This is a genomic window from Paenibacillus sp. OK060 (genome assembly GCF_900101205.1).
Lineage (GTDB): Bacteria > Bacillota > Bacilli > Paenibacillales > Paenibacillaceae > Paenibacillus > Paenibacillus marchantiae.
Genome location: NZ_FNFR01000002.1, coordinates 19,001 through 41,855, shown reverse-complemented (window position 1 = coordinate 41,855; position 22,855 = coordinate 19,001). Strand labels below are relative to the sequence as shown.

The 22,855-nt window shown below is 40.6% G+C and carries 17 protein-coding genes and 3 pseudogenes; 17 read left to right on the top strand and 3 right to left on the bottom strand.

Annotated elements, in window-relative coordinates; all coding sequences use genetic code 11:
• Window positions 1–192: 192 nt before the first annotated feature.
• Complete coding sequence (locus BLS14_RS06590; protein WP_090806599.1) at window positions 193–660, top strand: S-layer homology domain-containing protein; 468 nt, start codon at window positions 193–195, stop codon at window positions 658–660.
• Between the two features lie 538 nt (window positions 661–1,198).
• A complete protein-coding gene (locus tag BLS14_RS33455; RefSeq protein WP_218133133.1) occupies window positions 1,199–2,422 on the top strand; it encodes a copper amine oxidase N-terminal domain-containing protein in 1,224 nt (407 codons plus the stop codon).
• A gap of 478 nt (window positions 2,423–2,900) precedes the next feature.
• Here the strand turns inward: BLS14_RS33455 and BLS14_RS06575 are convergent, their stop codons facing one another.
• On the bottom strand, window positions 2,901–3,383 hold the full coding sequence (locus BLS14_RS06575; protein WP_176854399.1) for a MerR family transcriptional regulator: 483 nt from the start codon (window positions 3,381–3,383) through the stop codon (window positions 2,901–2,903).
• A gap of 224 nt (window positions 3,384–3,607) precedes the next feature.
• Here BLS14_RS06575 and BLS14_RS06570 point away from each other — a divergent pair, with 224 nt between their 5' ends.
• From BLS14_RS06570 to BLS14_RS06525, 11 genes and pseudogenes are all read left to right on the top strand, one after another.
• Entirely contained in the window at window positions 3,608–4,741 is a 1,134-nt protein-coding gene (locus tag BLS14_RS06570; protein ID WP_090950337.1) for an NADH-dependent flavin oxidoreductase, read from the top strand.
• A 148-nt stretch (window positions 4,742–4,889) separates the two neighbouring features.
• The gene (locus BLS14_RS06565) at window positions 4,890–5,534 is read left to right on the top strand and encodes an SDR family oxidoreductase (RefSeq protein ID WP_063563783.1); all 645 of its coding nucleotides are present in this window, start codon (window positions 4,890–4,892) and stop codon (window positions 5,532–5,534) included.
• A gap of 200 nt (window positions 5,535–5,734) precedes the next feature.
• Window positions 5,735–6,175: pseudogene (locus BLS14_RS06560) on the top strand (IS30 family transposase); the annotation flags it as partial.
• Window positions 6,176–6,679: 504 nt separating this feature from the next.
• Window positions 6,680–7,081 (top strand): DUF3888 domain-containing protein, encoded by a 402-nt coding sequence (locus tag BLS14_RS06555; RefSeq protein WP_063563784.1) that lies wholly within the window; start codon window positions 6,680–6,682, stop codon window positions 7,079–7,081.
• Between the two features lie 749 nt (window positions 7,082–7,830).
• Window positions 7,831–8,310 (top strand): hypothetical protein, encoded by a 480-nt coding sequence (locus BLS14_RS06550; protein WP_090806595.1) that lies wholly within the window; start codon window positions 7,831–7,833, stop codon window positions 8,308–8,310.
• A 302-nt stretch (window positions 8,311–8,612) separates the two neighbouring features.
• Entirely contained in the window at window positions 8,613–8,966 is a 354-nt protein-coding gene (locus BLS14_RS06545) for a hypothetical protein (protein ID WP_063563786.1), read from the top strand.
• Window positions 8,967–9,708: 742 nt separating this feature from the next.
• Window positions 9,709–9,855 carry a hypothetical protein gene (locus BLS14_RS32465; protein WP_176854397.1) on the top strand — a complete coding sequence of 49 codons (147 nt, stop codon included), beginning with the start codon at window positions 9,709–9,711 and terminating at the stop codon, window positions 9,853–9,855.
• 226 nt (window positions 9,856–10,081) lie between these two features.
• Window positions 10,082–10,324, top strand: a complete 243-nt coding sequence (locus BLS14_RS06540) for a hypothetical protein (protein ID WP_063563787.1) — start codon at window positions 10,082–10,084, stop codon at window positions 10,322–10,324.
• A 190-nt stretch (window positions 10,325–10,514) separates the two neighbouring features.
• The gene (locus BLS14_RS06535; protein ID WP_090950334.1) at window positions 10,515–11,465 is read left to right on the top strand and encodes a stalk domain-containing protein; all 951 of its coding nucleotides are present in this window, start codon (window positions 10,515–10,517) and stop codon (window positions 11,463–11,465) included.
• A 91-nt stretch (window positions 11,466–11,556) separates the two neighbouring features.
• A complete protein-coding gene (locus BLS14_RS06530) occupies window positions 11,557–13,653 on the top strand; it encodes a CAP domain-containing protein (protein ID WP_090950330.1) in 2,097 nt (698 codons plus the stop codon).
• Window positions 13,654–13,868: 215 nt separating this feature from the next.
• A pseudogene (locus BLS14_RS06525) lies at window positions 13,869–14,194 on the top strand (elongation factor G); the annotation flags it as partial.
• A gap of 722 nt (window positions 14,195–14,916) precedes the next feature.
• On the opposite strand, the gene BLS14_RS06520 reads toward BLS14_RS06525, so the two are convergent.
• Window positions 14,917–15,696, bottom strand: coding sequence for a nuclear transport factor 2 family protein (locus tag BLS14_RS06520; protein WP_090806591.1), 780 nt, complete (start codon window positions 15,694–15,696; stop codon window positions 14,917–14,919).
• A gap of 195 nt (window positions 15,697–15,891) precedes the next feature.
• Between BLS14_RS06520 and BLS14_RS06515 the strand changes: the two genes are divergently transcribed.
• Both BLS14_RS06515 and BLS14_RS06510 read left to right on the top strand, forming a co-directional pair.
• Window positions 15,892–16,497, top strand: a complete 606-nt coding sequence (locus tag BLS14_RS06515; protein ID WP_090806589.1) for a TetR/AcrR family transcriptional regulator — start codon at window positions 15,892–15,894, stop codon at window positions 16,495–16,497.
• 1,006 nt (window positions 16,498–17,503) lie between these two features.
• The gene (locus BLS14_RS06510) at window positions 17,504–18,118 is read left to right on the top strand and encodes a hypothetical protein (RefSeq protein WP_090950327.1); all 615 of its coding nucleotides are present in this window, start codon (window positions 17,504–17,506) and stop codon (window positions 18,116–18,118) included.
• A 659-nt stretch (window positions 18,119–18,777) separates the two neighbouring features.
• Here BLS14_RS06510 and BLS14_RS06505 read toward each other — a convergent pair.
• Window positions 18,778–19,631, bottom strand: a pseudogene (locus tag BLS14_RS06505) (manganese catalase family protein).
• A 406-nt stretch (window positions 19,632–20,037) separates the two neighbouring features.
• Between BLS14_RS06505 and BLS14_RS06500 the strand changes: the two are divergent.
• Both BLS14_RS06500 and BLS14_RS06495 read left to right on the top strand, forming a co-directional pair.
• Window positions 20,038–21,759, top strand: a complete 1,722-nt coding sequence (locus BLS14_RS06500) for a cache domain-containing sensor histidine kinase (RefSeq protein ID WP_143021517.1) — start codon at window positions 20,038–20,040, stop codon at window positions 21,757–21,759.
• Window positions 21,752–22,828, top strand: a complete 1,077-nt coding sequence (locus BLS14_RS06495; RefSeq protein ID WP_090950321.1) for a response regulator transcription factor — start codon at window positions 21,752–21,754, stop codon at window positions 22,826–22,828. The genes BLS14_RS06500 and BLS14_RS06495 overlap by 8 nt, the downstream gene beginning before the upstream one ends.
• The last annotated feature ends 27 nt before the right edge of the window (window positions 22,829–22,855 follow it).

Below are 22,855 nucleotides of genomic sequence, written 5' to 3'. Positions count from 1 at the left end.
AGGAAGCGAGCCTGAAAGGGCCGCTTCTTTGTTTGTTTTCAAACAGACGACAACTCGAGTTCTTTGGTCATTCCATATTGTAGAAAGGAAGAAGTCTTAGAAATGCACAAAAATGGGTCCGATTAATTTATGTATCAAACTTTTATGGTGTACTACTTTAGTAGGACTTAAATATCCTGTGATGAGACTATAATGTCTAGATGGAGTCAAGTGATAGGAGGTCATCTTAAGCCACAATCTGAACTACCCGTTGTAACTTTTGACGATATTTCAGGACATTGGGCAAAAGAAATGTTTGAGGAATTAGCAAGTCAAGGGATGATTACAGGATATCCAGACGGTTCTTTTCATCCCAATGAAAGCATCAAGCGCCAGCACATGGCTCTACTATTGATGCGTGCTTTTGAGATTGAACCAGTACGTGAGGCAGTGTCGCGGGACAAGAACATTGTTCCATTCAAAGTCGCTATCATAGCGGCTTCTTTGTTTTATGGAACCAAGATCTTGTCCAAAGTTGAGGACAAGATCTTGGTTCCTTTGCCGAAAAGGACAAGAACATTGTGTCATTTCGGATTAGGTAGTTATCTAAACAGCATTATGATGGAAGTTAGGTGGCGATATAAAAGCCACATTTCAATCATCCTCATAGAAATTCCATAGGCCTTCAACAATCTCTAAAAACTCTTTTTTCATAGGATACAAATCTGCTTTTGAAAGATGGATGCGGCTATATTTTGCTAATCCTCCCGGATTCGAAGTGATGGCATTCCATCATGCACGTCCTTTACTAATTTTATCTAGTGAAGCCATCTGTCGGGCAACGGTAAATGGATCTGCATAGGAAGTAGCAGTAAGCCCGATTGAATGAGTCACTTGTTTTATCCGATTGCCTATTAGTTGTATATCTAAGTCTGAGTAGTGAGTCTCATAATTTTGAATTTATTCAAACCCTATATATGGCGTATACCCGAACGATCGTTTTTTCAGGGCAGCGTACTACTTTCGTATGACTACAACTTCTATAATTTTGTCTACAATGTCTACGTGGGGAATGATAGGATTCTTTTGTTGCTCGAAGATAATGAGGAACGTTCTATCCGTTGTTTGGAGCTTTAGTTGAAATCGCAGGGCTCGAATTCTGCAGATGATCGCAACCGGGATTAAGGGATAAAAATTCATTAATATGGGGGAAAGTTAAGTGATAAGAAGATTGAAATTATCTATTGTATTTGTGCTTGTAATGACGTTGTTTGTGGTTTCTGCTGCTCAGGCGGCTCCAGTTGGCCAAATAGATGAGATCTCTATTATTGTTAATGATAGTGTAGTCCAGAGTGACGTTAAACCCGTTGTCCATAAAGGAACCACACTTATTCCTTTAAGGGTCCTTGAAGAATCGCTCGGTGTGTCTCTTAACTGGAATAGTTCTACACAAACCATAACGGTTTTTAAAGGAGATGCATTGGGTGTTCTAATTATTAGAAACCCGACTGCCAGCGTTAAAATCGGTGATGTAGAGGAGAAGGTGGTGCTCGATCAACCTGCTAAGATCATTCAGAACCGGGTTATGGTACCAGTACGTTTTATTGCGGAATTATTCGGAGCAAAAGTAGTATGGAATCCCACCATTAAAACCATAATCATTAGTACTTTGCAATCGGTTGTCGAAGAATCGCAGAATTCTACAGGCGATGTAGCCAAGGGAGATAAAGGCGATACCGGAGCGACTGGACCAGTTGGAGCACAAGGAGCTTCGGGGCCAGCAGGACCACAAGGCCACGTGGGACCGCAAGGAAATCCAGGGCCAGTAGGAGCACAAGGTCCGGTAGGGCCGCAAGGAGATCCAGGGCCAGTAGGAGCACAAGGTCCGGTAGGGCCGCAAGGAGATCCAGGGCCAGCAGGAGCACAAGGTCCAGCAGGCCTGGCGGGACCGCAGGGAGATCCAGGCCCAGCGGGGACTTCTTTTACCTCGGAAGGATTTTCTGTTACCGGTACGACATACTCAATCAATAGTAGCACGCTATTTTCGAATTGGAACGAGGCGTCTCCATATTATGGAAGCCCTACATTTAATCCTGCTACAGGGATATTTACGGCACCGGACACTGGTAGATATTCCATACATGCAACTGTTAATTATAAGATTGACGCGCCAATCAGTGTAAGCATAGGAAGAGGCATTGATCCGGTTTTTACTGTAAAGAAGAATGGCAATATTGATTTAATAAAAGGTTATATGCCTTTCCTTGACGTTAATATAGCGTTAATTTTAACAATGAGAACTGTACTAGGTAGTGCGACGGTGACGTTAACCGGTGATGTAGAGCTGCAGGCAGGTGATCAAGTCGAGTTATATTACGAAGCTGATGGTCTACCCATTGGATTCAGTACGGATATAGTATGGTCGATTCATCGGCTATCCTAATACAAGGTTACATGAGGTGCAGTTGAACCTTTGGTAATAGGAATACCTCTAACAGGTATAGAGAGATCAATAAACTTATAGGGTGTTACAATGGCCATTTGCTAGTTGGATGGGATGCGCCAAATGTTAATAAATTGAGAAAGAGCAACTGACCTTATCGATTTGTGAAAAAATTGAATTTTTGAAAGCCGTTAATCTGAAAAGATGTCGCGGGACAAGAACATTGTTCCATTCAAAGTCGCTTATTTAGCGGCTTTTTTGTTTTAAGGAACTAAGTTCTTGTCCCTTACTGAGGACAAGAACTTGTACCGATTGCCGGAATGGACAAGAACATGTTCCTATTGCCGATTAGGCGTGTATCTAATCGGCATCTTGCCCTTCAATTCATTAAACTAACGGGCAGGTTAGTACAATACCCATCAATCAAATAAAAAAATTGACTTCGTGTGCACACGAAGCCTTAGACTCACATTTAAGGTCAAACATGAACTTTTGATGCTGATTTGATATGTTCTGGAATATCATATTTTTCTCCGCATTCTGGGTTACTGTTAACAGGATTCCAGGTATCGTTCAATTGACCAGATAAGACACTTTTGTAGTAAGCCTTCTTCTCTTTGATGTGTTTTAATTGAAGGTTGTACTCATAGATCTTCGATTCTAGTTGTTTTTCTTGTTTTGCAACAAGCTCAGCCCTTTCAGGAATCGTCTTATCACCTTCCAAACACATAGCAATGTAATGTTTGACTTCTGAAATTGGCAATCCTGAAATACGAAAGGAGTGCACCATTCGTAACCAATCCAGATCATGGTCAGAAAATAAACGATTATTTCTGCCGTCTCTTGAAACGAAAGGTATCAATTGTTGGTCATCATAATAACGGATCGTATGTTTTGTAAGTCCAGTTATTTCAGATACATCTTTTACCGTATATTTTGGTTCATGTAATGTCTGACTCAAATTTCGCACCTCCATGCTATTGACTTCGAGTTACTCGAATACTTTATGATTTTATTCTACCAATGTTGTGAACGCCCATCAACTGGAAATTACCTTCTTCGTTTCGCAGTTATCAAACAAGAAACATAGATGTTTTTTTGGTGATAAATTTGGAATAAGAATAAACGCTTTAAGTTCAGACAACTATTAATAAAGCTTATAAAAAATTAGAAAGAGGTTTGAAAATGAATACAAATTATAAAAATTTGTTTGCATCCTTCACATTCAAAAATGGAATTACCCTTAGAAATCGAGTTGTAATGGCGCCTATGACTACTTGGGCAAGTAATGATGATTACACCATCTCAGATGATGAAGTGAAATATTACAAAAGAAGAGTGAAAGGCGTAGGTCTAGTTATTACAGGATGTACGCATGTCCAACCTAATGGAATAGGTTTTACAAATGAATTTGCAGCATATGACGATAGATTCATCCCAAGTTTACGTAAATTGGCGGATGCAGCGAAAAGCGGTGGAGCCCCTGTGGTACTTCAAATTTTCCACGCAGGCAACAAAGCACTGCCGGATCTTACACCAAATGGGGATGTGGTTAGTTCCAGCGCAGTAGAGACGGAAGCAACTGGATTTGCTCCTTCCGTTATGCCAAGAGAACTTTCGCACGATGAAATATTGGAAGTGATTCATGCGTTTGGAGAAACAACAAGAAGAGCCATTGAAGCAGGGTTTGATGGCGTTGAAATCCATGGTGCGCACGGATTTTTGCTTCAAAACTTTTTCTCTCCTTTCTTCAACAGACGTGAGGATCAATGGGGAGGATCACTTGAAAACCGCCTACGTATCTCACTAGCCGTGATTAAGGAAATGAAAAACGTCATCGAAAACCATGCTACAGAACCATTTATTTTGGGCTACCGAATCTCTCCTGACGAACATCAAGAAGGCGGTTTAAGAATGAAGGACTCTTATGTATTGATTGACCGACTGATTGAAGCGGGTGTTGATTATGTACATGCTTCACTAGCTGATGCTCTTTCTTCAAAGCCAGTCGATAGCCAAGATAAAAAAACGTATCTAGAGTTGATCGTTGAACATGTAAATAGCCGGGTTCCCGTACTGGCTGCGGGTTCTATGGTAACGCCGGATGATGTTGCAAAAGGATTAGATAAAGGGCTTAACCTAGCAGTGATCGGACACGCGTTAATTACAGAACCAGACTGGGTTGAAAAAGTTCAAAGTGGACAAGAGTCCGAAATTCAAACTACTATAAAGGCTTCCAAGGTTAGTGCGCTTGAGCTTCCGGAAAAACTTTGGGGTGTCATCCAAGCTTCTGGACCATGGTTTATGATCGAAGAATAAAATTAGCTAAAGTTTATTTTTAAAGCAAGATGTTTTTGAGTCAATGACTCAATTGAAGTGATTCATTAAGTCTGTAACTAATAATGTGGCTGTAGAATTACTACCTTATTTATAATTTTTATAAAAGATATGAAAGGAAGTTTTGAATTTGAGTAATGTATTGATTTTAGGAGCAAGCGGTCAAATTGCACGTTATGCAATTGAATTATTTCTAAACGAAACTGATGTCCAACTTTCACTTTATTTGCGTAACTCTAGCAGATTAAACCACCTTGATTCCGATCGTGTACGAGTAATTGAAGGTGATGTTCTAGATTTTGAGGCATTAAAAAAAGCAATGGTTGGACAGGATGTCGTGTATGCTAATCTAAATGGAGACTTAGAAGAACAAGCCAAAAATATTGTTGAAGCAATGGGTGCGACAGGAGTGAAACGCTTAATTTTTATCACTTCGCTTGGAATTTATGAGGAAATCCCAGGGGAGTTTGGTGAATGGAATAAGCGGACAATCGGTCAATATTTAGGCCCATACCGAAAGTCAGTTGATATTATTGAGGCTTCAGACCTTGACTATACAGTGTTAAGGGCTGCCTGGCTCACGGATTATGATGAAATTGACTATGAGATTACTCAAAAGAATGAGCCATTTAAAGGGACAGAAGTTTCACGTAAGAGTGTTGCGGCGTTAGTTGTTAAGTTAGCGGAATCACCTGAATTGGAAGTTCGTCGCAATTTGGGGGTGAACAAACCAAATACGGAGGGCGATAGACTGGCCTTTGAACCAGAAATTTAAATGGTGACTCCAGAACAAACTTTTTAATAAAAACAATTTTTAAAAAACAAAAGAAACCCATCGTTTTGAACAATTTTATTCAAAACGATGGGTTTTTATATGCAGAACGGATTGTAATATGAAGTGCGACACCTAATGGAAATAAATAAAAAAGGGCCCATGGCCGGATTCGTGTAGAATGAAGGTTCCTACACCACATTCACACAAGGAGAATCCACCAGAATGCTTATCAGGAACGTCGTAAGGCTTCGGTATCTCCCGGTAAATGGTCAGACGCCTTGGCTGCTCTACTAGAGGAAAAACTGGCAGCAACGTGGTCTCCAGAACAAATCACAGAACGTTTCCTCGCCGATCGCCTACCTGCGGTCTCCTTTAAAACCATCTATCGCTGGATCTACGCAGGACGCCTGGTTCAAGGCACATTACAGGTTCTCCGTCACAAAGGGAAGCGTCAGAAACCCGCAGAAACTCGCGGTAAATTCGCCATTGGGAGAACCATTTCAGATCGTCCGAAAGAAGTCCGTTCCCGTGAAACGTTTGGGCACTGGGAACTGGATACCGTCGTATTATCGGGTCGTGGGAAAAGTAAGGGCTGCGTAGCGACGTTGATTGAACGCAAAACGCGTCTATATACCGCTGTTCTTAATCAGTTATAATGAAGATGGATGGTATTGCGTTAAACAAAATGAAGAAGTTCAACTTAGATATGACTCTGTAGAACAGTTAATATCAAAATCCAAAATTGAGAGCAAAACAATAAAGGAGTTATGGAACCATATTATCGTGACTAGTGTATTTTGATAATTCTCTAGGGGAAATAACATATTCCGTTGAAAGTCGCTATTTTTTTAGCGGCTTTTTTTGTTTTATCGGACTATCATTCATATTAGAGTTGCCTAAGTATGATTTAAGTGCCTTAATTGAATATTTGAATGATAAAAACATAATGTGACGTAATGAATTCGTTCAAGTGAGAGGCTATTTTTTCATTAAAATAACGGGAAACGATAGCTCAATAAAACCAACAAAGCAGATGATCAACGTGATCGGCTGCCTTTGTTCAACTAACGGGCAGGGTAGCATTATAAATTCACTTTATTTAGTGAAAACTACCCTTAAAAATGCTGAAGATGAGGGTTTTAGAAATGAAAAGTTTTATCGGATCATTGCTAACAGTCATCATTTTCTTGATGGCAATCCAGCCCGTTTGTGCAAAGCCAAACGATGAACAATTGAAACGGCTTGTACTTACTTTGTTAGCTCCAAAAATACAGGAACAGATTAACCACTATTACAAAAATAAATTAACTGTATCACCTTCGTTTACGCCTTTTTTGGATGGAACTGATGTAGACGTTAAATATCATCCTTCACATATTGAAGTTCAGGTTAAAACAATCCCGTACGTTGGACCTCATTTGGATGTTGGACTCGACTCGATGAGGTTTAGTATGGATAACTCCGGATTAATAGTGGTTCTTGAGTATAAGCACATTAGGGATTATGACTTGCCTCCTAACTGGCAAGAAATTATTAAAACTCGTTAAACCAACGGGAAACGATAACTCAATGATACAAAGAAAACAGTTGATAAAAGTATCAGCAGCTTTTTTAGCTAACAGGCAGGATATTCAAATATCCAGAAAACAGAAGTCTTTCTACCGACCATCACAGTTTCCGGCAATTTTTGGCGGGAAGCCATATTCCTTTTCTACAGCGTCTACAAAGTCAAAAACCGATAAAAGATATAAGAGAAAACGAATGCCAATACAAACGATACAAGAGATAATTTCCGATCACTATTCCACGCCCGAAATCCGTTAGCCACATATAAAACAATCACTGAAAGGAGAATTATTAAACCGTTTTTCCAAAACAGCAAAGTTAAAAATACAGTTAAGGCAGTCAAACACCATATAACTGTAAACCATAGTGGATACTTTGATAAATATTTTTTAAGCATGTAACGTTAGCTTAATGAAACTTAAGAAGGCATCAAAATTGATCAGCTGCTGATTTCAACTAGCGGGCTGACATTAGGGATCGTTGCAGAAATGCTGACGATCCTTTTTTGTATTACCTTTACAAACAAATAGATGCCGGTTGGACAAGTGGCTGGGGGCAGTCGGAAGATACATGAATGCTGGACATGAAATCGGTCATATACTCGGCTTAAATCATTTTGAGAATGCACCGGCACACTCTGGCGACCATTGGATGAAATCAGGTAAATATAAACTGACTTCACCTACTGCTACTGATTTGGCTCATGAAAGAAAAAATGGGGGTGGTAAGCATGAAGAAAATTATAGTATTGACAACCGTTGCTTCTTTAGCAATTGGGCTAGGGGTATTATCATATTCAAATAGCTCTACTGTAGAGAGCAAAAACGATAGTGCTGCAATAAGTAAAAATATTGATTTAATTGCTAAGAAATTTGCTCCATCTGTAGTGCGTACAGATAAAATCGAAGCCAACCATGCAATTTTCACAAACGCAGATGATGCAGAATCTCAATCAGACGCTGTAGTTAGAGTTATTGCAACTGGTGAAAGCAAAAATGTCATTGAAAATTTCGAGTGGGGGCCTTCAGGCAGAACAGAAACTAAGGTGAAAGTAACCCAAGTATATAAGGATTCTACAAAACAGGAGATCGATTCAGAGCTTGTAACATTTGAACCTTCCTATGTGATCGAAGATAAAGAGGGTAGCATTAGAATAAATTATGAAGATTACACACCAATGCAAGAAGGTAATGAAATATTTATTTTCTAGTGTGGAATCCAAAAATTGGCGGATATTGGGTTAATTCTCTGGAACAAGGTAAGTTTGAGGTATCTGGAACTGATATAGAGGGAAAAACAATGCAAGCTACCCTGTCTAAGCACTACATGCTACACGCGTAGGTTCTTTATTAGGTGATTGGAAATGAAATATAAAAAGGAGGACGTAACCCGCGAAGGGGCGGAGGGCAGTGCTTAGTCTTTCATGAACAAAATAGGTTTTTGTGGTATTATATGTAATTATGGGTTGTGAAATAAATGGATTATTTGAAAAGAAAATGGGGGAATCAAAATATGGAACGTAAAATTCAACTAATGGAAACCTACGTAAATATCGACTTTGGAAACTCACCCTTTTTAAAATTAGATAAAGGGTTGCAAATTCCATACTCTTCAATCAAAGGAATAACAACAGGTAGACCGATACCAAATGCTTTTAAACTATATGGTGCTTTATTAGGAGAAATGAGAAATGGGTTATTTAGATCAAATGGTGGTTATCAACTACACTTTTTTGAAAACGAGCTTAAAACTCTTCATTTAGATTTGAATAACTTTAAAGTTGGGAAGTTCGAAATATCAAAGTTGATCATTGGTGTTGATAATCCTGAAGAAATAAGTGAAAATATTTCCGAAAGAGTGAAGTGATAATTTGTGGACGCTGGTCATACCCAGCGTTTTTTCACTAAAAAAGATGGAACAATTCAAATGCAAATTTGTCGAAGGACAAGAACTTGTACCGATTACCGGAATGGACAAGAACATATTCCGATAACCGATTAGATGCATATCTAACTATTAAACAAATGTAGATTAGACTTTCTTAGTATCAAAATACATAATAAAAATGTCACGCTAGAGATAAAGTACTTAAATTCAAGAATTGCGATTGGAATAAACAGAAACCTAGAATTTCTTGGAGATTATGGAAGGGGAGACAGTGAATGTACAGTTATGAAGAAGAGTTAACATGTGTTGTCGAGGGATAAGAACATAGTCCCATTAAAGTCGCTATTTTAGCGGCTTTTTTATTTTATCGGTACAAGTTCGTGTCCCGAGCCAAGGACAAGAACTTGTACCGATTTCCGATTATAAAAGCATTTAGCTAACGGGTAGGTCAGGTTAATAAATTCCATTTTATCTAGGTCAGTGAATAGATCTATAATATTATAATTAAAAATGATGAGGAGTAATTTTAATGAAAATTATTGCTGCAACTAATTCGCACACTATGAATATATTAAGAAACATGACCATCATATCATAGAAAACTTAATATTACCGAAGATTAGGGGGAATGAGATCTATATTAAATCTATATTCTACAGGATGAAGAGCATAGTATCATTGGCTGGATTCGGCACAGCTTTTTTGGGACAACACACCTTTTATGAATATGATTTGGATTGATGATACATATCGAAATAAAGGATTAGGTAGGAAAGCAGTTCTTTTCTGGGAAGATGAAATGAAGAAGCCTTACCAAGGGGATAATATAACGAATAGAAACACAATGGGAGATAAAAGGGCTTTATAAGAAGTTTGAGTTATTTGCTTACTCTTTACATGTTAAAGGTGAAGAAAGACTGATGAAACATCGCTTAAACACTCTATATTTGGTAAAGGGAATGAAGACAGAACTGAAATGAGTCGATGAGATATTTATAAGTAAACTTAAGTGTATATTTTTGAAGGAGAACTACAGATGGATTTATTGATGTCGCTATTTAAAATAGCGGCTTTTTTTATTAAGGAGACTAAGCGTGTATGCAATCAGAGTTGGAAGTTCGGTTCAACGATATCGTTACTCGGGCGAAGCCCGTGGTGATTTTGCAGCAAGGATGATCGCCGTATTTCGCCCAGACGGAACACTGTTGGTGGAAGGACAATTCGCGGATCAGGCGAACAAGCAGTTGGAGATTTGTCGAGGAAAAGGAACTTGTAATGATTACCGGAATGGACAAGAACATAGTAGCCAATTTTCTACTAGATACATATCTAATTAATTCATATAAAAAGTTAGGTTTTATTATACCCATGGGATAAAATACCTATTTATAAACTATTGTACATGGTAAAATATTCTTACTACTGCCAGGTTTTTTGATATTTAGGATTTGTTAGACCTATGTAAAAAAAGATCCCGGGAAGTGATATTGAGAAGAAGTACATATGGAAAGCAGAGGGAGTTAGATCATGAAGAAACTGTTATTAACAGTAATAGTAAGTATATTGACTGTAAGCATGATAGGTTCGGGAAACGAAGCAGTTGCAGCTGCAAGCACTCCGAAGCAAGTAGAGGTATTGCTGAATACCGTTAAAATGAAGTTTCCAGATGCGAAGCCATTCCAGGATGGCCAAGGTAGTGTCATGGTTCCGATCCGCTTTGTATCTGAAGCACTGGGTGCAAAGGTGACGTACTCCAAGGAAGGAAAAGTTTCCAAGGTTGGGATGGTCAGCAAAGACCATAAGGTAGATATGACGATCGGGCAGACTTCAGCACTCGTTGATGGCCAGAATAAAGACTATGGCACACAAATTATTTTGAAGCAAAACCGGACTTTCGTTCCCCTGCGTCTGGTGAGTGAAGGTCTTGGCCAGAAGGTAGAGTGGGATAAGATCGGTCGTTGGGTATGGATCGGTAACAAAGAGTTCCGTAGTACAGATGATAAGGCATTTAAGTTAACCCAATTAAGTGATTTTAAAGCATATACACAAAGCATTGAATATTATAAAAACCTGAAGAATGAAACTTACCCTGGCGTGAAGATTATCAAAGAGAGTGATTTACCCATCCAACTAGCGAATAGTCAAGTGGTATACAGCATCGATTTGGTAAAAGATCCTGTACGCAGCGGGAATGTGGTACAGATCAGAAGTAGTGTCAGAGGAAATCCTATCTCGTTCTTAGTAAAGAATAGTTTTGCAAAGGGGCGCCATGTGCTAGATGCTGCTTTTATAAATAATGGTGATAAAACAGGAATGAATAACTATCCAGTAGTAAGTAGCTTGGATCTCTTCCAATATGGAAATTTCGTAGAGAATTATGATTACACGAAGTTCAAGCTTTCTTCGGCAGATTATATTCTTTTGAGGGATGGCGATTTGGACAATTACGCTGTGGCCATCATCAATCCATTCAAGTAAGTGAAATGATTGGATGAAAAAGACTATCAGTTTGAAACTGACAAGTCGTTAGCAAGTTTCGTAAAAATGGGAAGACGAGGGGAGAAACACCATGAACGCAAGCAAACGCAGCAAAAACAACAGGCCGAATCGGGGGATCGGCCGGAGATCGGGGCGCAGGTGGGCAACCTGTCTGCTCGCCGCGGTCCTGGCCATTACGGTCGTCGTACCGGCTTATCCGGCAGAACGCGCATCCGCGGCATCGGCTACGACGGCGTCGCAGGGAGGGTTCATGCAGGATCAACTCGACGGATTGGCTTATCTGAACGAGATTCGGGCGAAGGTAGGCGTAGGCCCGTTGGAGCTGGATGCGAGATTGACGCAGGCGTCGCAGGCGCACGCGGCTTATTACAATACCACCCGCTTCGAAGGATTGTCAGCGCATCGGGAGGAGCCCGGTACGGCAGGCTTTACAGGAGCGACGGCCGGAGACCGGGGCAAAGCAGCCGGATGGCCAAACATTTCGGTCGCTGAAGTCATGTCTTTTGAAAAAGAAACGACAAGGGAAGCGATTGATTCCTGGCTAAGCACCGCTTATCATCGCAAGATTATATTGGACGGCCAGTATACATCGGTCGGCATTGGGTTGCAAGGTGGTACCGCGGTCATGAACCCGGCTTACGTGAAAATCCAGAAGAAAGACCCGGAAGCCAAAGTGTATCCGTATGACGGCATGAAAGGAGCCGACATTGGATTCTATGGATTGGAAATTCCAAATCCGCTTGACCGCTTCGGTGTTGAACACTCAGGTGGCATCATCTCGGCTACGGCTGGTCTCGCCATCGATTCGTTCGAAGCGAGCATCGTGGACTCGCAAAGGCAAGAAGTTCCGTACTACAGCGAACTGCAAGGCGATACGGTGTTTTTGTTTCCGAAGGAAGTGCTAGACGGGTACAGTGTCTATACGGTGAAGCTCGATTATACGCTGTATAAAGAGTCGCAGCTTCGCACCAAGACCTGGTCGTTCACGACTGGCAAAGGGCGCGCGATACAGGGCTTATCCACACAGTACGACGAATTCATGCTGAATCCGGGAAGCAAGCTGCCGATCGAGATCGTGGCCTCTTACGGCGACGGCACATATGGAACCCCGAAAACGCCGATTGCCTACTCCAGCAGTTCCCCTGCGGGTCTGAAAGTTTCGGCAGACGGCATGCTCGAAGGGGTTAAGCCCGGCAGTTACAAGGTGACGTTCAGCTCCGGGGCAGTGCGTGGCACGGTGCCGGTACGAGTATTCGAGCGTCTCAAGAGTAAGAGCTATCCAGCAACGGATCCGGCCAAGGTCAAAGATATCGCTGGACGCTCCGATCAAGTAGCGATCGAGTGGGCGCTTCGTTCGGGCGTCGCCGGAGCGGATACAAACGGCAAATTCCACCCGGAAGATTCCGTGAGCGAAGCACAGTTCCTTATCATGCTGCTGCGCACCTATAAAGTAGATGACGAATCATATGCTTCCAAAAAGAAGAAGCACTGGGCGGAAGGCGCCTACAACGTGGCGACGGTCCGCAACCTGTTGTTGTTTAGTTCTAGTCCTGGCAAAGGCGACTTTAAGGACAAGCCAATTAACCGCTATCGCGCGGCTGGCCTGATCGCGTCGGCGGACGGCGTGAATTTTGATTTTTCGAATGCGGTGAACTACGTGCTGGCTCATGATTATATGCGCGGAACCAATGGCAACCAGAGCTGGATGTTCGGTTCCAACGATATCGTTACTCGGGCACAGGCAGCGGTGATCTTGATGCAATTGCAGTCCCGCATGAAGTATTTGGTCGGCGCACCTAAAGCGATCACATCCGAGAAGAAGCAACCTGAACGGCTGTTTCCGGAAGTGTATAACAAACCAGTGCTTGGCAACAAGATGTTGATTGCCGAATTCCGCGCGGACGGTACGCTGCAGGTGGAGGGACGATTCGCGGAGCAGGCGAACAAGAAGCTGGAGATCCATATTAATCAACACCAGAATAATGGGCGAAGCGGGAAGATACTAGATAAAATTCCAGTGCAGACCGATTCCTCGGGGCGATTCTCTATTTCGTCCACAGGTACGTATGGAGATGCTATCCTGGATGTGAACCTAAGAACGGAAGAAGTCATCTATTACATCGGGGTCAAAAGAGGCACAATGAACGCGTCCGAGTATTCAAGCTAAGAAAAAAAAGTCCCCACGAACGCGTTCGCAAACTCAACATCAAAACACGAAGAAGCCTCCGACCTGGTTCGGAGGCTTCTTCGTGTCGAGAAAGCTTTCAGCGAAGTTGAACCGCAGGACAAGAACTTGTACCGATTACCAGAATGGACAAGAACATCGTCCGATTTCCGATTAGATGAATACCTAAACAAAAGACGATGTAGTTAAAACCCCAAGTACAGAAGGTGCTCGGTGCTTTTCGTACGCTGGAGGCGGAAGAGCCGTCTCTGAACGTCGTTTGGGATGAGAAATTGCAGGAGATTTCTATCCGCGTTATGGGATTGATTCAACTGGAAGTGCTGGAGCAGCTTGTTAGAGAGCGGTTTGGCTTTGCTATCCTCTTTTGGACAACAGCAAATTTTGTATAAGGAAACGATTAAATCGGCTGTGAAAGGGTACGGCCACTTCGAGAAATTAAGTGCATCTGTTGATTGAATCGAGAGAGAGGGGGAGCGGCATCACGTTCGATAGCAGATGTCATGCCGATGATCTGAATGTGTCGAGAGACAAGAACATTGTACCATTGCCGAAAAGGACAAGAACTTTGTGCCATTTCGGATTAGGTAGTCATCTAAATAGTATCATGATGGAGATCATGTGGCGAGTAAAAAGCACATGAATTTAAGAATTCGCGTGAATATCGATTTTTTTGTATCAGGAAATAGTTTTTTTCGGTAAAAGTTGAGGACTAGTTCATCATTGAAACGATTAAGAACTTGGCACCAATGTTGATAAGAATCTTTATCTGTTTCATTGAGCAGCAAACGGGCAGATAAACATGATAGCAACATCGATATTTGATCGTAAAATAAATGTGATTTCAAATAACAGATATAAGGAAAGACTTCGTGCTGAAGTTATAAAAGAATATTACGAGCTAAGCGTCTTACCGCAACAGTTTCTAGATATGGATATCGCGCAAGTGAATTTGGTTCCGGCGATACAGCGGGAATATGGATCTTAAAGAGATCTCGCGGTAACTTATTGAAGATACTCACGAGAGGATCGTTGAGTTAGGAATGCACCAGATTTTAAACTTTCCAAAGAAACGTTTATACATTTGACATACGGGCAAAATCGAACTAAGCAACGAGAAATAACTGAGCGATTAAACACTTCTCAGCCTTATGTTAGCATCACCCGAACAGGGCGAAGAAGAACGGTGAAAGACATCACCGTACTTAAATTTGGCGATGTCTTTCATCCGATTCAGCTACACAAACTTCAAAATCTACTGTTTGAATTTTTTCGTTTTTCTGCCGGCAGTATGGCCTCGATTACGTCCCAATGCTCAGCGATCTTTCCATCCTCTACACGGAACAAATCGTAGAAAGCAGTATGTTGACCATCAAATAGACCTTCACTTACTGTAAGAACTAAATTACCTTGTCCGATTACTTGATGGACATGAGTATATTCAAACTCAATATTCTTCTCCTTCAGAGCTTGCAAAGCAGCGTGAAGACCGGAAAGACCGTCTGCAATATGCGGACTATGCTGAATGTAGTTATCTCCATCAAAGTAAGAAGCAAGCAGGTCAGGGTTCTTCCCGAGCAAGATGTTCTCAACATAGCTTTTGACAAATGCTTTGTTGGCATCCGTCTTGTCGATATCCTTAATCGTAATCGGTCCGTCAATCATCGTATGTTTGCTTGGTGTCTTCTCCACCATCTCTTGCAAATTGTCCCAATGTTCAACGATTAGTCCATTCTCAAAACGGAAGATATCATATACGATTTTAGGGCCGTGAAAATCATATACAGAATGAAGAGCAACATAATTTCCGTCGACTAAAATTCGCTTTATGCTTACCTTAGTACCAATCTCCTTTAAATGATCAAGTGCGCCAAGCATGGCTTCACGACCATCGAGTAAGGCCTGATTGTGCTGAATATATTGATCTGGATGAACGTAAGCCGTAATCGCTTCGGGGTTGCCGCTCTCAAAGCTTTCCAGTACGGCGACTGCCTTACGAACAAGCTCATTTTGATGGTTGGATGTCATTGAAATATCCTCCTTGGATTTTTTTAGTCATTAGATAAATAATGAACAATATGTTGTTTATCTATCTGATGCTCATTATAATAGAGGTTAATAGAAGGCTCAATATTCAATATTTTTAGTTTTGAAGTATAACAGACAACTCATAAAACTTTGTCGCTTAACGACCTAAAAATAAATTTAGGAGGAACGAAAACAATGAACAAGAAAACCGACCTAAGAATACTGCGCACGAAACAATCGATTCGAAAAGCGTTTTATGAGCTTATTCGGGAAAAGGGATATGAAGCGATAACGATCCAGGATATTGCCGACCGGGCTATGATCAATCGAAACACTTTTTATCTCCACTACCAAAATAAACCTAATTTATTAGATACATGTATGAATGAATTGTTGAGCGAATTAAAGGATGCGGTCGTTCTTTGTCCCATCAGCATGAATCCTTTCAGTATTTCTCTACTCGAAACCGTCATGCAAACTGTACTGAAACATATTTCCGTAAATATGACCTTTTATCATTCCATGTTAATTGAAGAGAATAGAATCTATCAGTTTCAAGCGAAAATGGAGAATATCATTAAAGATAAATTAATGGAGGGGAGGAAACCTGCTCAGGGAAACTCCCCATTAGCAATATCCAAGGAATTGCTGCTCGAATACCTCGGATCGTCTTTCATGGGGATTGTAATTTGGTGGATTAAAAACGATAAGCCCCTTCCTGCAGATGAAGTTTCATCTCAGTTTAGTAGAATCGTTGCATACGGGCATTTAAGAGCTGCCGGCATCGCCGGCGAGGAATAAAATTAGCTAGGATAGAAAGAGCATGGTTCAGCGCTGGGGCGTCTTTTTTAGAACCATGGTAACTTTCTAAGTTAGGAGGTTTTTGATCCTACCGGTAAGGCCATTGCATTCAAGTGAATGAATCCTTTTCGTAAGATAAGGAGATCATCTTGGTATCGAAAAGGAGAAGTTCATCTCCTGGAGCAACCCGTAGGCAAGCAATATAGCTATGGAAAAGGCCCAAGACACTCCACAGAGCTCGAAAAAGTTAAAGCAGAAAACCGTTTCCTGAAGCAATAATTTGGAACGGAGGTGGAAGCTGAGGTCGTCATCGCCTGGATTGAATCCAGGTACTGTCGCGGGACAAGAACATTGTTCCATTCAAGTCGCTATTATAGCGGCTTTTTTTGTTTTAAGGAACCAAGTTCTTGTCCCAAAACTTGGTTCCATTGCCGAAAAGGACAAGAACATTGTGTCATTTCGGATTAGATTGTTATCTAAATATTATCATGACAGAATTACTGTGGCGAGATAAAAGCACAATTCGCTTTCTGAAGGTAAGAACTCAGTTCCATTGCTGAAAAGATTATTGTTCATTGAGTGTCGGATAGTCAGTGTATCCTTTGCTGACTGTCCTTACCAAAGAATGTTGTACGATCCGGTTCATTGAGTCGAACACCGGTTTTAAGTCTTTCAACGAAATCTACCATGTCGGTTTATCAATAAAGTGTTGGACCGAAGTTCGCGAAGTTCCTTCCGTAGTTCGTGCCATATAGATCGAAGGACAATTTCCCCATGATTGGATTACTTCTTGAAGTGTATCGCCGCAAAGACACCAAATGAGGTGCAGTTTTTTCTCCTAAATTCGGTTTGTATACGAAATTGAATACCAAATTGGATCGTCGATTTTGTTTAATTAACGATTGAATTACCGTAACTCTTCATGGATTGGTAACGTTTAGAATGTAAAGAGCATGGAAGTGTGGCTAAGAATAAAGAGCTAATAAAGAATGAGGAGTGAACAGTTATGAAAATGTACTCTAAGGGCGCCCTAATATCGGGTTTTGTGGTTTTTATCATTAGTGTTTCAGGCGGTCTGATAGTATCCCAGAATACAAGTGCTAAAAATACGATTAATCCAAGTCACATAACGCCTATCGACTATTCTGAAAATGAACATGGACTGACATTCGGAACAATTGAAGAGTCCAACTCCTTTGAGATACTACCTGACTTAATCTATGCAGGAAGTGTAAATGGCATTAAAGGGTACTTACTAAAAAAAGATTATCTCGGTGAACCTGGTGATGTCCCACTGTATGATGTTTATGGGAAAACCATAATTGGTTCTTTTCATATTAGCCCTATGAATATGAACTATCCTAAAAATAAAAAAGGACAGACATACGGTTCAAGCGCAGATGCTACTTCTCCAGAAACGGAACCTGAATTAATCAGTGCTATAGGTGAGGATGGCACTTCAGGATATGTGCTAAAAAAAGACTTAGACGGTGCTTTACCAAAATCACCCGAGGAAGCCATTGCAATACAGAACAGTAGATCACCAGAAGGTCGTGATATTCCGCTGTTTGATGTTGATGGTGTAACCGTAATTGGTGTGTTTCATGTTGGAGGAAAGTAATACAAAGGATGTTAAGTGTTACGCCTCCACAATTCATGAACACCGCTCTGTCGGTCAAAGAAGCCGGTTGAAAAAATTGCGTAAATAGTCGTGGGACAATAACAACGTTCCATTCAAAGTCGCTATTTTAGCGGCTTTTTTATTTTATCGGTACAAGTTCTTGTCCCGGTTGCCGAAAAGGATATGAACATTGTGTAATTGAAGATTAGATAATTATCTAAGGCAGAGTTGCAATAGCGCCAAAGCAGTAACAAACCATAGATTCATTTATTTATTGTAAAGGGATACGAGGGATTTGATGCAGAAGCTCCTGTGCAATAAAAAGGGGGGAGCCCAGTTAAGGAATCTTGTAAGAAAGTAAGTTCTAAGACTCACAAGTATAGCATCCGGTTTTTCACACTCATATACTACAACGAATATCGGTAAAGTGGTGATCAATCTAGAATTCCTTCAGATCATGATAATTTTATGAGACTCCCATTTCCTAAGGCCTACCGTCTCATTGTAGGTAGGCTTTCTCCTCTATATCCTAATTCGAATGCTTCATTTAATACTATATTTACGTGATATGGTTCAAATCAGCGTAACAAACAGGAACCCCTGGCAGGGTTCCTGTTTTGTTACGCTTCTTAATTTATTCTTAGTTACCTAAAGATATCTTAGGTGTTTAAATCATGCAACCCTGGACTGTGCTCATTAGGAAGCTCCGGCATAAAAGGGAGTGGGAATCCCTGAGGAGGTTCCGTGACGTGTAGCTCACCGCCATTACGACTAGGTGTTTGTCCACTAAATATTTCAGCAATGCGTGTATTGTCCAAACGGAAGTTAAATTGTGCATTATGGAAGCCGAGGTCAACATATTTCTGACACTCTGGATATTTGTTGATATCGTAATTGGGAACAGGAAACACATTGCCCCAGTTTACTCCTAAAGTCTCAAGCGCCTTCGCAAATGCATTTTGGTGAGCATTATCACGAACGATCAGAAATGCCAGAGTTTCACGGAACGCTTTGTTTGTACTCATCTCATAGATTCTTGTTTTTTGTAGAACACCTGTTGATTCCAGTACAGCATTATCAAGTAGGTTACTTACCAGGTTGCCATGATCATACACATAATTCCCGAGCCATGGATTACCGGCGGCATCTACAGGCAGTGAACTTTGAGCGCCCATAATGTAATGATGTGGATTGGCATGTTTAATAGCTTCGTCCAGAGGAGCCTCATCAATGCCAGCATTACCTACACCCTCTGCTCCAGCTCCTGTCAGCAATTGATTTATTGTTTGTTGCACCAGTTCAACATGGCTTAATTCCTCCATAAATACACCACGAATTAGGTCCCTATACTGCTTCGCTTTTCCACGGAAATTACTGCTCTGAAAAAAATACTGCATCATAGTTCGCATTTCACCAAATTGGCCCCCAAGAGTTTCCTGCAACACTTTTGCTGCAGCCGGATCAGGCTTGTCCGGAACGATCATGTTGAACAAACTTCTCGATAAAAAAACATGGTTGTCCTCCATTCAAGTGAATTACCAAGGGGAGTATCTACGTCATTCCTGTTTTTTATGTAATTGCTTGTTCAACTGATATTATGTTGAATCTTAAGTGTATGGTAATGTTCGACCATAGCTTCGAGCTGATATACATAGTTTGTAAGCCAATCCTCTCTCTTAAAGAGGACCCGCACACTAGAAAGCTGGAATAAACTATGTTCCCCATTCTGGTAATCAACACCCCACAATTTTTAGGACTCAGCTACCTATTGAACAGGTATATTCTTATTTTCTTATTGTTTTACTTGGGAATATACAGTATTTTTTAATAGGGTATTACCTTAAATGTTTATATTACTACTTCTTTATGGATCGGTTCTAATATGCTGGAAGTAGTTATGCGGTAAGGGGAGAATTCGAGTGAAAATAAGAATAAGACATAAGCTAGTGTTGTTTGTATTGATCGGTGTTCTACTGACGAGTGGCATCAGCCTTTTGTACGTACAAAATATGCATACGTTATATGAACAGCTTGTCTATGAACAAACTAGTGAGAAGCTATATTTGTATTCAGAGAGAATTGAAGACAAGCTAGCAGCCATTGATCGTATGACACAATCGATAGCAAGTGACGCTGACATTCAACATGGGTTAGAGAAGATAAAGCAGAACAAGAATAGTCACGAAACCTATTATGCGATTCGTGAAATGGAAGAGAAATTGTTATCCTATCGTTTCTTTAATTATCCGATTCGCTCTGTAGCGATTATTGATTATTGGGGCAATGATTACTGGCTGGGCACAACCAAGGATGAGACTGCACCAGCTTACAGTAAGCAATTTATTGCAATGGCCGCTCAAAAAGAGGGAGGAAGTCTGTGGAAGGGTGGGGAAAGAGATTCTAAGATTTTTACTTCCCTAAGGGAAATAAGAGCAGTGAATAGTATGGATTTTCCATCATTAGGGACGTTAATTGTTCGAGTGAATGCGAATGATTTGATTGAATCTATTGGCTCTAATCAGTCATCTTCCAATAATAAATTGCTCATCTATGAAGATCATACCCCAATCTATTGGAATGATGAGCAGTGGAAAGATAAGCCTATGCCAAGCACTTTAATACAGAATGAACGATCAGGTGAACGCTATGAGATGATCACGTTAAATCATCACAAGTACTTGAGTACCTTATCTACAATGAGCTTTACAGGTTGGACATTAGTGAATCTTGTACCTTATGAATCATTGTTTCAGAAAGCGATTCAGATGAAGAAAACTCTATTCCTTTTATATACTCTCATTCTTGTATCTCTCGTATGGATAGGCATAATTTTTGCAAGAAGTATTACACGTCCTTTGGAGACACTGGCCTTTAGGATGAGCAAGGTAGAGCAAGGAGATTTTGCTACGTCCCGAGAAGAGCAGGTGAAGAATAAGGATGAAATTGGATGGTTAACAATCAGCTTTGACAAAATGACAGCCTCGTTAGATCGATTAATTAAAGATAACTACGTAAAACAAATTCATATAAAGGAGTCTCAATATGAGGCGCTGAAAGCGAAGCTAAATCCTCATTTTCTCTACAATACGTTAGACTCGATTAATTGGCTAGCACGCAGACAGGGACAAGAGCGCATCTCTAGTATGGTCAAAGCGTTGGGTGATATGTTGCGAAGTACAACGAGTAAAAAGGAAATGGTCATGCTGAAGGAAGAAATTCAGCATGTCAATAACTATTTACTCATTCAGAAATATCGATTTGAAGAACGACTGCAATGTGAAATCAATATCCCGGATGAATTAAACAAATGTTATATTCCTGCAATGATCCTCCAGCCTATTGTTGAAAATGCAATTAAGTATGGTATCGATGAATTGACAGGCGAATGTCAAATTACGATTAGCGGGGAATGCTTTGGCGAGGATTTAGATATTTGGATTTCGGATCAAGGTCCAGGGATGGATATACATTATTTAGAGCAAAACACAGAAGGAGGGATTGGACTAAGGAGCATTCATGAGCGCTTGCAATTGTTATATGGAGAGTTATATGGTATTGCAATTTTAGAAGGTATAAATCAAGGGACAATTATTCGAATTCGAATTCCTGCTTTATGGAAAGGTGAAGATAGTTATGTCTAGCTATAGAGTAATAATCGTTGATGATGAACGAATGGCGAGAGAAGGTATTGCGGAAACAATAGAGTGGACTACACTTGGTATGGTGTTAGCAGGGACAGCTGTAAACGGACAGCAGGCATTGGAGAAAATTCAAGAGCTCCAGCCCGATGTTGTGATTACGGATATTAAAATGCCAATCGTTGATGGACTTCAGTTAATCGAACAAGGGTTGAAAATTTCTCCTCATATTGTATTTATTGTTCTATCAGGATTTGGAGAGTTTGAGCTAGCTACGCAGGCCATGCGTTTTGGTGTAAGGCGGTATCTATTAAAGCCAAGTGATGAGCATGAGATTACAGAAGCACTTCAATGGTCTAAGCAGGAGGTAGATGCTATACGCAGCAATTTTGCGGAAAATACACAGTCCAAAGTTTCAAATGCGCTAGCAAGTCAAAGTATCATTTCTTCCTCTATACCTAGCGATTTGCTGCAGGCGATTGTTGATGCTGATGAAGCCCAATTAATGAAGATATCGCGATTATGGATCGAGCAATTATTAAGTGAGGGGTTATCATCACATGCCCTTCAAGAAAACAATAATCATGTGCTGTCCTATATCCGCAATCAGTTGAAATCAGAATACGGCATTAGTACAACACGTACAGCTGAAGAGAGTCAAGATATACAAGCGTTCCAGAAGGAGTTAGGCGAGCTGTATGCAAGCTATCATTATCGTAAGATTGATAAGAAGGCGATGCTGGTTATAAAAATAAAGCAATTAACCATCCAGTATATTCAGAGTAGACGGCTTTCTTTGCAATGGCTAGCTCAGCATTATTTATTTCTTAACTCCGAATATTTAGGCAAGCTGTTTCGACAAGACACAGGAGAGAAGTATACCCAGTTCTTGACCTCTGTTCGCATGAAAAAGGCGAAGGAGCTATTACTTTCACATCCTACAATGAAAATTTATGAAGTAGCTGAACAGTGTGGATTTGAGCAAGATCCACAGTATTTTTCCAATGTATTCAAGAAATTTTATGGGTTTACACCTAATGAATATCGTAAACAGCAGTTGGAGAACAACTAACTAGTACGGTTTTTTACAATAAAAACT

Coding starts and splice junctions, on each gene's coding strand:
- BLS14_RS06545 (WP_063563786.1), top strand. CDS start 8,613: ATGGAACGTAAAATTCAACTAATGGAAACCTACGTAAATATCGACTTT.
- BLS14_RS06590 (WP_090806599.1), top strand. CDS start 193: ATGTCTAGATGGAGTCAAGTGATAGGAGGTCATCTTAAGCCACAATCT.
- BLS14_RS06495 (WP_090950321.1), top strand. CDS start 21,752: ATGTCTAGCTATAGAGTAATAATCGTTGATGATGAACGAATGGCGAGA.
- BLS14_RS32465 (WP_176854397.1), top strand. CDS start 9,709: ATGAATATGATTTGGATTGATGATACATATCGAAATAAAGGATTAGGT.
- BLS14_RS06570 (WP_090950337.1), top strand. CDS start 3,608: ATGAATACAAATTATAAAAATTTGTTTGCATCCTTCACATTCAAAAAT.
- BLS14_RS06510 (WP_090950327.1), top strand. CDS start 17,504: ATGAAAATGTACTCTAAGGGCGCCCTAATATCGGGTTTTGTGGTTTTT.
- BLS14_RS06550 (WP_090806595.1), top strand. CDS start 7,831: ATGAAGAAAATTATAGTATTGACAACCGTTGCTTCTTTAGCAATTGGG.
- BLS14_RS06535 (WP_090950334.1), top strand. CDS start 10,515: ATGAAGAAACTGTTATTAACAGTAATAGTAAGTATATTGACTGTAAGC.
- BLS14_RS06555 (WP_063563784.1), top strand. CDS start 6,680: ATGAAAAGTTTTATCGGATCATTGCTAACAGTCATCATTTTCTTGATG.
- BLS14_RS06520 (WP_090806591.1), bottom strand. CDS start 15,696: ATGACATCCAACCATCAAAATGAGCTTGTTCGTAAGGCAGTCGCCGTA.
- BLS14_RS06530 (WP_090950330.1), top strand. CDS start 11,557: ATGAACGCAAGCAAACGCAGCAAAAACAACAGGCCGAATCGGGGGATC.
- BLS14_RS06515 (WP_090806589.1), top strand. CDS start 15,892: ATGAACAAGAAAACCGACCTAAGAATACTGCGCACGAAACAATCGATT.